The 15026-nt window shown below is 60.1% G+C and carries 14 protein-coding genes; 1 reads left to right on the plus strand and 13 read right to left on the minus strand.

All coding sequences use genetic code 11. The features are described 5' to 3' along the window. From PLJ71_20690 to PLJ71_20735, 10 genes are all read right to left on the minus strand, one after another. Positions 1 to 983 (minus strand): hypothetical protein (locus PLJ71_20690; protein ID HQM51112.1); only part of this gene is annotated, 983 nt, incomplete at its 3' end. Continuing rightward, positions 980 to 1741: an ABC transporter permease gene (locus tag PLJ71_20695; GenBank protein HQM51113.1), complete on the minus strand. Its 762-nt coding sequence runs from the start codon at positions 1739 to 1741 to the stop codon at positions 980 to 982. The genes PLJ71_20690 and PLJ71_20695, both read right to left, overlap by 4 nt. Next, the gene (locus PLJ71_20700) at positions 1738 to 2664 is read right to left on the minus strand and encodes an ABC transporter ATP-binding protein (GenBank protein HQM51114.1); all 927 of its coding nucleotides are present in this window, start codon (positions 2662 to 2664) and stop codon (positions 1738 to 1740) included. The genes PLJ71_20695 and PLJ71_20700 overlap by 4 nt, the downstream gene beginning before the upstream one ends. Before the next feature lie 89 nt (positions 2665 to 2753). Then, the gene (locus PLJ71_20705; protein HQM51115.1) at positions 2754 to 3977 is read right to left on the minus strand and encodes an LL-diaminopimelate aminotransferase; all 1224 of its coding nucleotides are present in this window, start codon (positions 3975 to 3977) and stop codon (positions 2754 to 2756) included. Positions 3978 to 4362: 385 nt separating this feature from the next. Next, positions 4363 to 5334 carry a DUF1559 domain-containing protein gene (locus tag PLJ71_20710; GenBank protein ID HQM51116.1) on the minus strand — a complete coding sequence of 324 codons (972 nt, stop codon included), beginning with the start codon at positions 5332 to 5334 and terminating at the stop codon, positions 4363 to 4365. 245 nt (positions 5335 to 5579) lie between these two features. Next, positions 5580 to 5723 (minus strand): GxxExxY protein, encoded by a 144-nt coding sequence (locus PLJ71_20715; GenBank protein HQM51117.1) that lies wholly within the window; start codon positions 5721 to 5723, stop codon positions 5580 to 5582. Positions 5724 to 5928: 205 nt separating this feature from the next. Then, positions 5929 to 6894 (minus strand): prepilin-type N-terminal cleavage/methylation domain-containing protein, encoded by a 966-nt coding sequence (locus tag PLJ71_20720; GenBank protein ID HQM51118.1) that lies wholly within the window; start codon positions 6892 to 6894, stop codon positions 5929 to 5931. 276 nt (positions 6895 to 7170) lie between these two features. Continuing rightward, positions 7171 to 8685, minus strand: a complete 1515-nt coding sequence (locus PLJ71_20725) for a hypothetical protein (GenBank protein HQM51119.1) — start codon at positions 8683 to 8685, stop codon at positions 7171 to 7173. Further along, positions 8640 to 9161 carry a hypothetical protein gene (locus PLJ71_20730; protein ID HQM51120.1) on the minus strand — a complete coding sequence of 174 codons (522 nt, stop codon included), beginning with the start codon at positions 9159 to 9161 and terminating at the stop codon, positions 8640 to 8642. The genes PLJ71_20725 and PLJ71_20730 overlap by 46 nt, the downstream gene beginning before the upstream one ends. A gap of 264 nt (positions 9162 to 9425) precedes the next feature. Continuing rightward, positions 9426 to 9839, minus strand: a complete 414-nt coding sequence (locus tag PLJ71_20735) for a hypothetical protein (GenBank protein ID HQM51121.1) — start codon at positions 9837 to 9839, stop codon at positions 9426 to 9428. A gap of 244 nt (positions 9840 to 10083) precedes the next feature. Here PLJ71_20735 and PLJ71_20740 point away from each other — a divergent pair, with 244 nt between their 5' ends. Then, entirely contained in the window at positions 10084 to 10485 is a 402-nt protein-coding gene (locus tag PLJ71_20740; protein ID HQM51122.1) for a hypothetical protein, read from the plus strand. Between the two features lie 152 nt (positions 10486 to 10637). Here the strand turns inward: PLJ71_20740 and PLJ71_20745 are convergent, their stop codons facing one another. From PLJ71_20745 to PLJ71_20755, 3 genes are all read right to left on the minus strand, one after another. Then, positions 10638 to 12419 (minus strand): tetratricopeptide repeat protein, encoded by a 1782-nt coding sequence (locus PLJ71_20745; protein ID HQM51123.1) that lies wholly within the window; start codon positions 12417 to 12419, stop codon positions 10638 to 10640. Positions 12420 to 13102: 683 nt separating this feature from the next. Continuing rightward, positions 13103 to 14686 (minus strand): hypothetical protein, encoded by a 1584-nt coding sequence (locus tag PLJ71_20750; GenBank protein HQM51124.1) that lies wholly within the window; start codon positions 14684 to 14686, stop codon positions 13103 to 13105. Positions 14687 to 14805: 119 nt separating this feature from the next. Beyond that, positions 14806 to 15026: hypothetical protein (locus PLJ71_20755; protein ID HQM51125.1), on the minus strand; the 221-nt coding region annotated here is incomplete at its 5' end.

The raw sequence follows: 15026 nt of genomic DNA on the forward strand, positions 1-15026 counted from the left end.
CCGGGGTAGGGATGGGGCGGGACAAACTCGAGATCCCCTTCTTCGACGGCCTTTTCGAGCGAGGGGGGCCAGGCGCCGGTGCGGTCATGGCAGCGGTTCACGCCGCCGCGGATCCGGTTGAGGCGGTGCTTAAGCTTGTCGTCCTGCAGGGTAGTATTGAGGACTTCGCGCCCGGCCAGAAAATAGCGGCCGCCAAGGGGATCCTCGGGCAGGTTTTCGACAATGCCGCCCGTTACCAGGTCCTGCAACGATTCGGGCAGACGATGGTGCCGTTCCTCATAGAACTCCACCGCTTGCGATAGCTGGGTGCACACGTCCTCGATGGCGAGTTCCTGGAGTTTCTGCTGGGCAAGTTCGCGCAGCATCTTTTCGCCGCTGTTGCGCGCCATGTCCTCCCACATGGCGCGTTCGAAGGCATCGAGATCGTGCTGTTTCGCGATATTGGCGGCGAGTTCGAGCACGAACGGGGGCGCGGTCTCCGTGGCGACGGCCATGTGGAGGAATCGGGCAGCCTGGGCGGGGGAATCGGGGCTGTCCTTGCGGTTCAAGAGGTAGACCATGGCGATCTCGTAAGGCAGGCTCCACGCGCCGGGGTTGTGCACCATCCCGCGCTTCATGAGGTCTAGACTGGCGTCGCTGTCGGCCTTGAGGCTCGCCATGAAGATCCCGCCGTAGCGGTAGACATCGACGAAATAGGGGTCGAGCCGCGTGATGGTGTCCGCCATGTGGTTAAGCCAGACGTATTTGTGGTCGCCCTTGAACTGCTCGGCGGTGTACTGGATGCACTGGAGCCACAGCAGGTCGGCCACGACGCTGTCCATTCCCCCCGTGAAATGGTTGAGAAGCTTTTCGTTGGGGAGATACAGCAATTCTTCCTCGAAACTGGTCTGGCGCCGGGCATCCATCTGCTTTTGCGCCACGACGCAGCACGCGAGACCAACGCCAACGGCAAGCGGGGCGATGACCAGCCAGCGCGAGATCATACGTCCTTGTCCTGAAACGCCAGCGAGGCGATAACCAACAACACGGCGGTGTAGACCGTCCCGTAGGCGAGGGCCCACAGCACGTATCCCGAGGCTACGGGAACGCCATTGGCCGCCTCGGCGCGGATGTCGAAGTTCGAGAGGTTCGGGATGATGTAGTAGATCGCCTCGAGGACCCGCTTGCTGAAGGTTCCGTCAAACTGCGGCGGCAGCTCCGTGAAGATGGTAGTGGCATGACCGGCAATATACGTCGAGAAGACGATGATGGCGCCGAGAATCGGCGAGGTCAGCGCGGAGAGCAGTACCGCCAAAGCGGTGAGCAGCAACAGCTGCCAGTAGATGAGCAGCACCGCCTCGAAGAAGACGATGTCGAGGCCGCCCCCGAGGATCACCACGTAGACCGCCGCAACGAAAGCCATCACGACCGTCACCAGGGCCAGCAGCGCCGCCAGCCCGAAGTATTTGCCCAAAACAAACTCCCACCGGTGCATGGGACGGCACAGTATGGTGTAGATGGTGCGCTTGTCGATCTCCTTGTACACGAGGTTGGTGCCTACGAAGATGGCAATCAGGACGCCAAAGATCGACACGGCCGCCAGCGAGATGTCTTTGACGATCTTGATGTCCTGCCCGATGCTGATCCAGCCAAGGGCTTTCGAGCCGAGGATCGCGGTGGCGGCAAACAGCAGCAGCACATACAGCACCTTGTCGCGCACCGCTTCGCGGAAGGTGTTGCGGGCTACGGCCAGCACTCTCATGAGCCGGTCTCCTGTTCGCGCATGAAGTATTCCTCGAGCGATTCCCGGATGGGCGTGAACTCGATCAGTTTGCCGCCGGACTGCATGAGCTCGGCGGCGATTCCGTTGGCGGCGTCCATGTCGTTGACGAAGAAATGGCGGCCCTGCTCGGATTCGCGCGTACCATCCGCCCGGGCAGCCAATGCGGCTGCCGCGGTTTCGGAAAGGCCTTCCGCGACGATCTCGACGCGGTTGACGCGGCGCGTGAGCAATTCGTCGAGGCGGCCCTGTGTGGTGAGCCTGCCCTTCACCAGAATGCCCACACGGCTGCAGATCTGTTCGACATCGCCCAGCACGTGTGAGCTGAAGAAAACGGTCTTCCCCTGAGCGTGGAGCAACAGGATCAGTTCGCGGATCATCCGGCGGCCCAGCGGGTCGAGGCCCGACATGGGTTCGTCCAGGATGAGCACTTCGGGGTCGCCCACGAGCGCGACGGCGAATCCCAGGCGCTGCCGCATGCCTTTCGAGAACCCGCGCACGCGCTGGCCCGCGAACTCGCGCAGGTCGAGCAAATCCGCAAGACGTTCCCACTCGGCGCTGCGCCGGGGACGCGTAAGACCGTTGAGCTCTCCGTAGAAATCGAGGGTCTCGCGGGGATTGAGGTATTCGTAGAAGTAGGGGTTCTCGGGCAAGTAGCCGATGTGCGCGCGGGTCTCGCGTTTGCGGACATCTTTGCCCATCACGAAGGCTTGGCCCTCCGTAGCGCGCAGGAGGCTGCACAGGATTTTGATCGTGGTGGTCTTGCCCGCGCCGTTGCGGCCCAGGAAGCCGAAGACCTCGTTGGGCGCGATGGCCAGATTGAGGTCGTCGAGGGATCTAACGCCGCCGCGTCCGATATGCCCCCCGTATACCTTGGCCAGACGTTTGGTAACGATAGCATCCATGCGCGAATCCGTATGTCCTGAGAATGGGAACGGTCCCGTTTCGCCACGCATCTCGCGCGGCTTGCTCGGTACAGAGCCCATTCCGGGTTCTACAGCTTCAGATTCTCCTGTATACTCCGCACGGCGCGCCTCACGTCCTCGGCGTGTCCGAACGCGCTGAGCCGGAAGTATCCTTCTCCGCTGGGGCCGAACCCCGACCCGGGCGTGCCGACGACGTGGGCCTCGTTCAGCAGTTTATCAAAGAATTCCCAGGAGCGCATGCCGCCGGGCGTGGCCATCCAGATATAGGGCGCATTGACTCCGCCGAACACGGCGATACCGGTGCTTTCGAGACCCTCGCGGATCACTTTCGCATTGTTCATGTAGTAATCGATGATCGCATGGCATTCCTTCTGGCCGGCCTCGGAGAGGGCGGCCAGTCCGCCGTCTTGGACGATATTCGACGCCCCGTTGAACATGGTGGTCTGGCGGCGGAACCACAGGCGGTTGAGCGTGCCGGGTTCACCGTCTTCGCAGACCAGCGCCTTGGGCACGACAGTCCAGCCCAGGCGCACCCCCGTGAATCCGGCCTCTTTCGAGAAGCTGTTGATCTCGATGGCGCATTCCTTTGCGCCGTCGACCTCGTAGATGGTCCGAGGCAGATTCGGATCGGCGATGAATGCGGCGTAGGCGGCATCGAAGATGATCACGGCTTTGTGTTTGCGTGCGTAGTCGACGAATCCGGACAATTGCTCTCTTGTGGCAACCGTGCCGGTCGGGTTGTTCGGGCTGCACAGGTAGATCAGGTCCACTTTGCGCGAGGGCGGGTCCGGAAAGAAGCCGTTCTCCCTGGTGCAGGGCATATATACGAAACCTTCGTACTGGCCATTGATTGCGTTACCCGTGCGGCCGGCGATAACGTTGCTGTCCACATATACGGGGTAGGCGGGGTCCTGGACCGCGACGATGTTGTCAGTGCCAAAGATGGACTGAATATTCGCGGAATCGGGTTTTGCGCCGTCGCTGACGAAGAATTCGTCGGGCTGCAGCGTTGCGCCATACCGGGCGTACCGTGCTGCAAGGGCTTCGCGAAGCTCGGCGTTGCCCTGTTCGTCGCCGTAACCCGTGTAGGTCTCGACCTTCGCGAGTTTGTCGACCCCGCGCCGCAGTCCTTCGATGATGGATGGCGGCAGCGGCTCGGTAGTGTTGCCGATGCCCAGACGCATAACCGTGACCCCCGGATGGGCGGCGATGAATTCGCGCGTGCGACGGCCGATCTCGGGAAAGAGGTATCCCGCTTCGAGTTTGTTGTAGTTGCGATTGATGGTTGCCATTCGGTTATGTCACTCCGCTTAGCGTTACTGTTGCATAAGGAATCAGCTTCGACGCCCGCCGTCACTGCTCCCCTGGCACACATCGTGGCGCGGTATTGCTCTGCGCCCGCTCCGGGCGGAAACCGGTCAGATTGTAATATACCCGGGCCGAAAATGCGAGCGGGGCACGGGGCGAAGAAAGGACCGCCAAGGATTCGGGGAGGGGCGACGCCGTGACGAGTGCCTTTGCCCACAAGAGAGCAGGCATTCGTGCCCGCTCACCTGTGATGGCGGACAAGAGAAACCGCCCTTGCGAAGAGAAAATAGCGCGGGGGAAGCGGGCTGTCTTGAGGCCCGCTTCCCCCTGCGTGATGCCTTATCGTTTTCTGAGTTTCGAGCCGTTTCCTTAGAGGATTTCACTCACCTTGCTGATGGTGTACAGAGTATAGCCGGTCATCGAATTCGCCGGGGCGTCTCCGAGTTCGCTATAGCGGACGAATTCGACATGGCCGTCCATGTAGAGCGCATTGGCGCCGCCAGGAACGTGGTTCATGGCCAAACCGACACCGGAGGATGCCGGGTCGGCGTTCACGATGTCGAACATTACGATGATCTCGGACTGCGCTTGGGCACTGCCCGCCGGATTGTTGATGTCGGTGATCAAGAATCGCTCGATGCCTTCGCGCAGGCGATAGACGGTCGTACCCCCGGCCAGCCCGTAGGGGGCGGTTACCGACACGTCGGAATCGAGGGCGGACCGCGCGGTAGAGGCCTCCGCAGGGACGAGTGCTGAGTTGGCGAGCGCGTTATCGAGATACAGGCTCATGAAGAGTTCGCCGACTTGGGCGGAAACCTCCGGAAGCGTGGGGTCCAACAGGACCATGGTGTCGTAACCGGTCTTGAATCCGTCCAGCACCCAGCCGGTGTAGATGTAGCTGTCGCCAAGGTCGTCGGCAATGCCTTGATAGTACCCGCACTCGAGCACCGAGAGCATTTCGTGGGCATCCGAGGCATCGGGGGCCGACGGACAGGCGAAGATGTTCCAGTCCGTCACGTACTCGGGATAGATGGCGACCGGGTTGGGGCACATCGCGGCGCCGGGCGAGGCGTTGCAGTCGCCCCAGCCGCTGGGCTCATTCCCGGCAATGCCGTCAAGGTAGTAGACGTCGCCGCCCTGCATCGGCGGCCACTTTTCGCCCTTGGATTCGTTTGCGTACATTTTGTAGACGAGCCCGCACTGTTTGAGATTGTTGGCGCAACTGGCGCGGCGGGCCGCTTCGCGGGCCCGCGCCAGGGCCGGTAGCAAGATGGCCGCCAGAATGCCGATGATCGCGATGACAACAAGAAGTTCGATTAGTGTGAATCCACGTCTTTTCATGATTTCATCCTCCTAAAACTCTTTGATTGCCAAACCAATTACCTACAACACTCGTCCGGCGTTCGTTGCCTCCGCTTGGTCCGGACGCAGAAGCCCGTGAGACAGCCTGCCGCATTATACACGCTCGGCGCAAAAAAAGGCGTTCAGATATCCGGACCCAAATCGCCGGATGACACCACGATTGGGGAAACTCACACAAAGACACAAAGGACGCGGAGAAAATGGCGCCGGCGCCGAAGCGGAATCTACGCAACGTCTCCGTTTATGATGCGGGAAATGCCCTCCCTCATCAAAGCATCGCCGAAGTCGAGTAGACAGCCGAGTCTGATACCCGTCAACCGCGGATAGGTCAACACCTGCTTAGGGTGCGCCTTCGTGACCTTCTCCACGGATTCGTGTTCCCTGTGTCTCCGTGTGAGCGCATCCTTGTCTTTATGGAGACAATAAGATCCCTCCCGCGAGGGCTTCCCAATCCGGCGATTGGGGTCCGGAACGGTGTGGGCGTGCTCGGGCGCGCGGCGTTCGGGGATAGCAAATGCGGCGGGGCGAGAAACCCTCGCCCCGCCGCGCGGTAACGCTTTCCAGAGCAAAGAATTATCCTACGAACGAGGTAATCGCGGCAAAGCCGGAGTTGACCGGGAATGGTCCGTCCGGGCTGTAGCGGATGAACTCGACATGGCCATCCATGAAGAGCACGTTAGAACCGCCGGGCACGTGGTTGAACGGGATGTCGCCGCCGGCTTCGAGGCTAATGCAGTCAAACATGACTTCGATCTCCGACTGGGCCTGAGCGCTTCCCGCCGGATTGTTGATGTCGGTGATCATGAACCGCTCGATGCCTTCGCGCAGACGGTAGACGGTCGAGCTGCCGCCGTTGCCGTAAGGGGAGTTGACGCTGACGTCATTGTCCAAAGACGCGCGCGCAGCAACCGGGTCGGCCGGGACGCCGTAGTCAAATGCGCCATTGCCACCATAAGAAGCCGGGCCAATGACGCTCAAGACCTCGACCAGCTGCGTCGGGACGAGCTCGTCCGCGCCGATGTCTACCTTATCGTCGTCTCCGTCGCACTGATCGACGACGTAACCCATGTAGAAATAGCTGTCCGAGGGATTGTCGGCGATGCCTTTGTAGGGGCTCACGCAGACCATGCCGGGCCGGTCCACGATGATGGCCAAGTGAGCCTCGACCCCATCGCCGTAATCAGGGTCAGAGGGGCAGCGCATGACGTTGAAGTCGGTCAGGTACTCGGGATAAATGGAGATGACGCGCGGCGCCAGCTCAGGCTCATCCTGCCCGTCGCATTCGGGCGGCAGCGCGCCGGTTCCGTCGGTGTAGTACTCGGCCAATCCCTGCAGGGGCGGCCATTTTTCGCCTTTGCTTTCGTTTGCATACATCTTGTAAATAATGCCCATTTGTTTGAGGTTGTTGGCGCAACTGGCCCGCCGTGCCGCTTCGCGCGCCCTCGCCAGTGCCGGCAGCAGAATCGCGGCCAAGATGCCGATGATGGCGATGACTACCAGCAGTTCGATTAATGTGAATCCTCTTTCTCGTCTTCTCATGATTCTCTACCTCCCTTAATGATTACACCCCTACTTTAAGACGCATCAGATCCTGTGGGTGACGCTCGGTACCTGGCAGCATGCCGCTCCGACAATAGCTTGGCGTGAGCATTCTGTTGGGATTCCGTCAGCCGAACCCTTCCACTTCCGGGCGCCACCCGTCAGAATCTAGCTTACGCCCCTGCTTTGTTTTCGTCAATCCCCCCAATAGCGCGTGTAGGCCGCTGAGAGGCTTCGAACCGGCGTGTGGCCGGCATCCGCGGATGTATCGCGCCGTCAAAACCCTTCGAGACGCACCCCGAACGCGGGCGTTTCCGTTGTGTCGGTTGAAGTGTCCAGGTAGCGTGCTAGCACGGCGCACCGGTCGGCGTCGATGATATGGTCGTCGCCTTTGCCGTATACGACTTCGCCGCTGGCGGATATCGAGTAAGTGTGGCTGGCGTACTGGGACTCGCGGTCGGGGAGCGTGGGGAACACGATGGTGCCCTCGAGCATGCGGCGTTCGAGGAGTTCGGTCATGTACTGTTTGACGTTGCGCCGGTGTGGGGAGCCGTCGGGGAGAGGTTGGAGATCGATGGACGCGCCAAATTCGAAGGCGAGCACCTTTTCGCACCAGCCGGTGCCCTGGGCCATGAGATTGTGAGCAACGGCGCGGCCGCTGTTGCCGCAATCGATGCCGATGCGGCGAAAATCATAGGCGCGGTCGAGTTCGGCAATGATCTCCTGCTGCCGCGCATAATGCACCCCCTCGAGATGCACCCGCAGCACGTTGACGAAATGCGGTTCGGCGGCGCGGTACACCACGAATTCGGAGGGGTCGCGCGCATAGCCCAGGTCGCACCCGAGGTAGTAATCGCCGCGCGGAACGGTTGCCGGGGCGTCAAACACGTCGCCGCCTGTCAAGCGCAGGTCGTGGAAATCGAGGCCGTCATCAACGCAGGCGAGGTAGGCATCAAGATCGAATACGGCCTGCGCGGGCGCGCCGTGTTGGCCCAGCACCCGGTGCACATAGCCGGGAGAATTCCGGCCGCCGTAGAGACGGGCGAGTTCGGCGTCCTTCTCGGGTGTGAACTCGGGGTTCAACGATGACGGCCAGTTGTATCGCTCGGCGGCGGGGTCCTGGGTCATGCGGTGAAAGGTGTTGCGGAGGCCGTTGGGCACGCCGTAGACCCAGCGCCGCCCCCCGCCGTTAAGGGCCTGGAACAGTTCGGCCCAGGATGGCTCGGTCATTTCCTGGGCTTCGTCGACGACTTGCCAGTCGACGTGCAGCCCTTGGAAGTTCATGCCGTGGGGCCCGGCGATGCGTCCCCACAGGACAAATCCGTTCGAGAAGCGCAAGAACCACGAGGGGGAGCGTTTAACCTCGAGCAGGCCCGGGCCAAAGTGGGGGGTGGTCTGAAAACGCCGCACCAGACGGTTCATGAGGGGAAAAAGATGGTTCTCGCACTGGGTTGCCACGAGCATTTCGGTGTTCGGACAGAGTACCGATGCCCATGCGGCAATGATCTCGATCTCGGCGGTCTTGCCGACGTCGCGTCCGTCGCAATGGACCTTGCGCAGGGCGTACGAATTGAGCGAACCCTCCTGATACGGGCGGGCGCTCCAAGGGCGGCCTCTGGTGTCGCGGATGAAGTGCCGTGCAAAGGCCGTGCGCCGGTGCAGGGCAAGCCACTGGCGAACCTGGGTCTCGGTAGCGCCGCGCTTGCGCAGCTGGTTTCGCGCGCGGCGTTCGTTCCATGCTACGGTCACGAACAAGCCTTCGATGCGCGGGGCCGGGCGGCGCCGCTGCACGATGGGGCGCGCTTCTGTCTGCGTTTTTCAAAGGCGAGGGCGTCGTCCAGCACGCCGTCGCCAAGACGCAACAGGGGACCAATCTCCTCGCCAAGGGCGCCGGTTCCTCCGGACGCCGCGGTCGCTTTGCACGCCTCCTCGAGTTCCTGCAGGGCTTTGCGCACGCGTTCGCGGGCTTTCATCGATTTCTCGACCATGGGGTGAATCTCCTTGAAAACCGGGCCGTTGTCTTCCTGCATACGGCAGACGCCCTCGTTGCGAAGGACGTCTTCCATGCGGCGTGCGCTGAGCCACGCGACGATGAGCTCTTCGGCGCGGATGGCAATCGACGGTGCAAGAACGGACCTCGAGGCGGCAAGGCAAGGCTCGAGAGCGGTTTCGAGCGCGTTCACGAGGGCTTCGACCTCGATGTCGCTCCCGAGCCGGGCCCAGCCGTTGCCGTAATGGTTGCGCAACAATTCCGACAGAAATCTCATCAGAACCTCCTGTCCTGTGCGTGAATGCGGGGGTTTTCGCGCAAACACGCTTCCGCCTATACAGGCCGAGTGTTGCCGTAGGCCGGAGATGCCGGCGGCGCGAGAGAACGGCATAAGTTGCAGCAGGACACCGGTTACGGCGGGGCAAACGACTCTGCCGCCCCGGCCGGATGTGCTGTTTCGTTAGGAGGAGGGGGCCGGCGCGAATGCTCTGTGAGCGTGCCGCGACCTACTCACGCGGACGTTCCTCGAACGGATGCGGCCTCAGTGTATGCCGTCGCCGATGGCGAGATCGCGGCGGGCGGTAGCGATGCTGATCGTGAATCCCGCAATGAGGTCGATAAGGGAAATGAGGGTGAGCAGGATGAACGTCGCGGTCCCGGCCCCGCTCACCACGATGAGTTCGACCAGAAAGATGATGAAGACGGCGGTCGACAGCATATGGTCAACAATGGCCGTCCGGGAGACGCGGGTGGCCTTCAGGATCTCGATGAACAGGAGCAAGATGCCGATCCCGACGAGCAAGTCGCCCGCTCCGAACGCCATGGGTGTCTCGCGCGTCATGTGCGAGATGTGAAACAACGTCGGGTTGGCCTCGAAATCCACGCCCGACAGCATGGCCGCGTTGTATGCAATCAACACGACCGCCAACAGTGGAAAGTAGATAATGAGCTTCATGATGGGCTCCCGTGTGCCGGTTGTTCCAGCGAGATTCCAGCGAGAGCATATGCCGCCGGGGTGCGATGATCATAGCATAGAAAGGCAGCGGCAAAAAGGGAACAGACGGCGGGAATTCAAACATTTGGCCGAATCACGCAATGGCCGTCAGCTGCGGGGACCTTCGAGTATTGACAACCTTCTTGATAGAAGCAGAAAATCACAACCAGAAGAATGCGCGTAAGAGAACTTGGGTCAAAGAACAATGACCGTTGAGATTCTGTTTGCGTCAATATGGGCCATTTGTGGCGCGGTTCTTGTGGGATCCCTGCTCCAACTGCATCGGTTTCTCAAAACGAAGCCCAGCATCGCGGACGAGGCGAGCTTTGCGCGGTTCAAGGCGCTGGCGCGCACAGAGATGTACTTGGCGCTGTTTATGCTTTCGCTGTCGCCCTTAATATTCGTAGCGAGCGCTGCGCTTGTCTTCAAAAACGGCCTCCCCGGTCTTGCGGCCGTGCTTATTACCAGCGCAATCTTCCTCGGGTGCTCCATGTACCACAAGAGAATCGAGAGGAGGACCCACAATCTGCCGGTAGCGGAAGCCCTCGAAGAAGAGTACCGCGCGGTCTGCACTTCGTGGATCAAGAAGCCCTGGCCGGACTTCTGAGGGGGCACGAGGGAGCGGCCGGACGGGCCCCCGGAGCTGATGCGGCCCGTCAAAATTTGGTTACAGTCGGTGCAGGCAGGCAGCTCTCTCGCCCGGCCTGTCCGAATTGCCGAATCAGCGCGACGGCATCCCACTGCCGCAAGCCGACATGTCTAATCGCCGTTGATCAGCGCTTCGGCCCTGTCCGCAGGGAGAAGGTCCGGGCGGAGTCGCAACGCGTCTTGGTAAAGAGGCCGAGCCTGGTCGGGTTTTCCCACGTGGTCAAGGGCGACCGCGAGGTTAAACATTGCCAGCGGGTCATTGGGGGACATCTTCAGGGCGGACTGGAAGTCGGCGATAGCTCTCTCGAATTCCCGCGCGGCCTCTTCCGGTTTGCCCATTTTCTCGAGGATCACGCCCATGGTGTAGTGCACGCTGCCGTTGTCAGGCTCCAGAAGCTCCAGTTTCGCGAAACACTCGTGTGCGCCGCCCAATTTGCCTTGGGCGAGACGCACCAGCCCGAGGGTCTTGTAGCCAGGAGTGAAATAGGGATTCAGCCTCATTGCTTCAGCCACGTACTTTTCCGCCTCATCGAGACGCCCTTCTTCCGCCAGATAATCGCCCAGTGCGTAATTCGCCGTAGCGTTGTTCTCTGTGACCGCCAGGGCGTGGCGGAAAAGAGTCTCGCTGTTGCGCCAGTGTTCGAGTTGAAACCGCGATGCTACGGCGAGCACTAACAGGATCGTTATGGAACAAGCCGAAAGCAATTGCCCGAACGTACTATGCTTCGCAGAGGGCATGACACTGTAAGCCAACATGATGAAGAGCCCGACTGAGGGAATGTAGCTGTAACGATCCGCCATCGCTTGGGACCCAACCTGGACAATGCCAATGACAGGCACGAGCGTGCCCAAGTACCAGAGCCATCCCACAAGCAAGTGCGGATACCGCGCCGCTAACCAGAGCACGACGACGGTCACGACCACGAGGATCAGTGCCGCAATTAGGAGCTGCCATAAGGGGCGCGACGAATACGTGTGCGGATAAATGACTGCGTAGTCGGTTAGCCATATCAGCTTGACAATGTAAGCAACGTAGGATACCACAGCGTTCGCCAAGCGCACTCTCAATGGTAGGGACTCAAGATCTGATACGGCATTGGTTGTGTATTGAAAGACAAAAGTCAATATAGATGATCCCAGGGCCAAGGCAAAGAGTGGAATCTTTTCCACAATAAGCGCGAGATTCCCTCTTAGAGGTGCCTCGGCACATCCATCGAATGCGTACCGTCCCAGTGGCCAGAAGTCCAGGAGCAGGAGGGTAAAAGGCAACGTGACCAGCATGGGTTTTGCCGTCAGGCCGAGGGCATAGAGCAGTACCACAGGCCAATACCGGCGCAGACCCGGTTTACGGGCATAGCTTACGTACGCCAGAGTGCTCAGAAACCAGAAGCAGGCGCTCAAAACATCCTTGCGTTCCGCAATCCACGCAACTGACTCAACATGCATCGGATGCAGCGCAAAAAGGGCGGCAACACAAGCACCGGGCCACGGTCTGTCAGTGAGCCGGAGCAGAAGAAGAAACAGCAAAACCGTACCGGCAGCATGGAGCAGAATATTCGTCAAGTGGTGTCCCCATGGATCCAAACCGTACATCTGGACGTCGAGCATGTGGGACAAAAGAGTCAACGGGTGCCAGTTAGAGGATACCGAGGCTGTCAGGGCCCACCGCACTCCGGCGGCTGTGATGCCCTGCTGGACCTCCGCGTTGTCGGTGACGTACTGGCCGTCGTCAAACTGGTCAATGAACTGATGGCCCAGCACAGGCCAATACACGGCCAGTGTCAGCACAAAAAGCCCGGCCCCGATTAATATGCTGCGCGCTGATGGTTTCTGGAGAGCAGCAGGCAGGGTAGTCTCCTCAGGTGCACGGCCAGTCCGTTCGCGACGCGCCACGACAGTCGTCAACTCCTCTTGAGGTCAAAACCCCGCCCGGAACCCGCATGCATATCCTGTGAAGAGAGCGGATATCTCACTTGTCCTGACGTGCGGAGAAAGGCAGATTCACGGATTGACTTAAAGGTTCCATGTGCGGTATCTCTTTCCTGTCCCTGATAGCCATTGTCTTGAGCTTTGAATGCCAGGCTGTTTGCAGAAGAGCATACCCCATCCGTGGGTTCATTGCCAGCGGTCCACATGGAATAGGGAGATGCGCATAGAATACCAAGCAGCATGGGATTGAGTTAATGATGAAAAGAAGCAGCACAACAAGCAGAGTCATTCGGAGTCAGCGTTCAGGTCGAGGGAACGCGTGAGATTATACCGACTCGGAAGACGGTTAGCATTGGAATGGCGACCCCAACGGGATTTGAACCCGTGTCGCCAGCGTGAAAGGTTGCCCGGTCAAATAGGCGCCAATTGGCACATTATGGTTTCTTATTGGTTCGCATAGGCTTACGACTTCACAGACGTTTTTCTTGAAGGCCTGAATTGGTTCAAATTGGCCGGGACAGTTACAATTTGGTTACAGTCGCAGCAGCTGGACAGCCCTCTCCTTCCCCCTTTCGAAACTCCTGACCAGAGCGAAGTCATCGCAGCGCCGCACGAAAGTCACGGTGAAGGCGCATTGAACCGCGTCGTTATTGCGTCTGCTCGGCGAACCGAAAGGCGTAGAGTTTCGCTGAACGCATGGCAAAGCGCAGACGAACGGCATTCCCGGCGAGTGCGGAGACATCGGAGCGGCCTTGCCACTTTACGACATAGGCCGTATCGTTGAACAAAATGCGGTTGCACTGGTCCAACGCAAACCCGTCAATGGGTTTGCCCTCTTCGTCTTCGATCTGGACGCGCGCCTCGCCCATCGCGGCCACGTTAATATTGAGTTCCAACCGCTCTCCCTCGAACACAAGCGACGGCGTCACGAACCATCCGCCTTCGTAAGGCGCGTCGGCGGATACAAATCCGTCCAGGCGTTGGATAGCCACACCGACATATTGGCGTCCCCAATTGTCGCGGCTCTTTCGCCCTTCCTCAGGCAGCGCGCGGAATCCGCCGTGGGTGAATGGCCAGCCCGTACGGTACTGGTAAAGGTAGTTACCGACGCGAACGTGCCAGCCGGTCTGCTGGGCCGCTCCCCAGTCCGGTTCGCCCGGAAGGCCGCGTTCCACGTACGGTTTGCGGTCATACCGCATCCAGTGAATGCCGTCGCGGCTTGCGCAGAACTGGCCGTCATTCACGCCATCGTTGCCGACGGAGCTCTCATCGCTGCGGAAATGCTGATAGGTCATCGGGAACAGGAAGTAGGCGTCTGCGGCATATGGATATGCGTACGGCGAATGCGTGTAGATGTCCGAATCGGGCGGGTCGAGTTCGTCAGCGCACAACACCGTCCGGATGTTGCCGACAGGCCACGGTGCCAGGATATCGTCCATCTCGAGTCGGCCCACGGCCCGGCCCGGACGCAGGACCTTGGGCGCCACGACCGGCGGGTCGCTCTCGATGGGCGAAACGAACGGATACGGTGGCTTGCCGTCGCCGTCAATCATCACCCGGAGGTAGACGACATACTTGCCAATTGCGGCGTCCCAGAACGCCGTGTGCTGGGTGTCCGCAGCAATCTCGGCGACTCCTTGAGACGGCAATTCCCAGTGAATCCCGTCGGAGGACGTCCCCACTCGGACGTCCTTCCACTCTTTGTCTTGGTGGACGGTATAGACCAGTTTGTAGCGATGTTCGGGCTTCCCGTGTGGGTCAATGAACACGCTCGAGTTCACGATATCGTCAATGATGAGGTTGTTGTCTTTTGAGCCTTGAAACTCGATGATGCCCAAGCTCGGCTTTGTCCAAGTCAAGCCATCTTTGGACACGGCGTAGCACAAGCGCGAGCGCCCACCCGCCCATTGATCGTTGTCAAATGCCTGATACCACATCTTCACCTCGCCGTTGTCCTCAGCCACCGTGAGCCAGATGATGCGAAACGCATCCCAAGGCTTGTCGCTGACAATCACCGCCTCCGGGCGCTTGACCGGCGGATTCACGACCAGCGCGATCCCTTCCGAAGCGGCGATGAACCGGTGGTCGAGGAAGAGTTGCTTCACCGATCCAATCGAGACGGAGACATGATTCCCCGCTGCATCCGCGGATGCCGTTGTCGCCGAGATCGCGAAGACGAGACACGTCAGACCTGCCACAAACCGGCATTCCCCGGCCTTTGTCGTTCCCATTGAAGACCTCCCTGGGCAAAGTAGGGGCGGGACAACTCCGCCCGTCATCTTCTCCCGTAACTTCGCCAAAGCCGCGACGACTTCCTCTTCCGTGTGGCACTCCGCCACGTTGTGCCCAATCACGTCGAGGTATGCACGCACGTGTAGACCAATATTTCCCATACGAACTTGTCCGCGACCTGGGCGGGCTGATTCTCTGCAATAACAGGCGCATTGATGAGCTCCGCTAACGCCGGTCCTGCTGTCATAATACCCATATAAGGACCTTTACGGCCAGGAAGGATCCACGCGGAGAGAACTGCGCACGTATTGGTCGTCGAAGTGAAAGAGCGAGCAAAAG

It is taken from the genome of Candidatus Hydrogenedentota bacterium (assembly GCA_035416745.1).
Taxonomy (GTDB): Bacteria; Hydrogenedentota; Hydrogenedentia; order Hydrogenedentales; family SLHB01; genus UBA2224.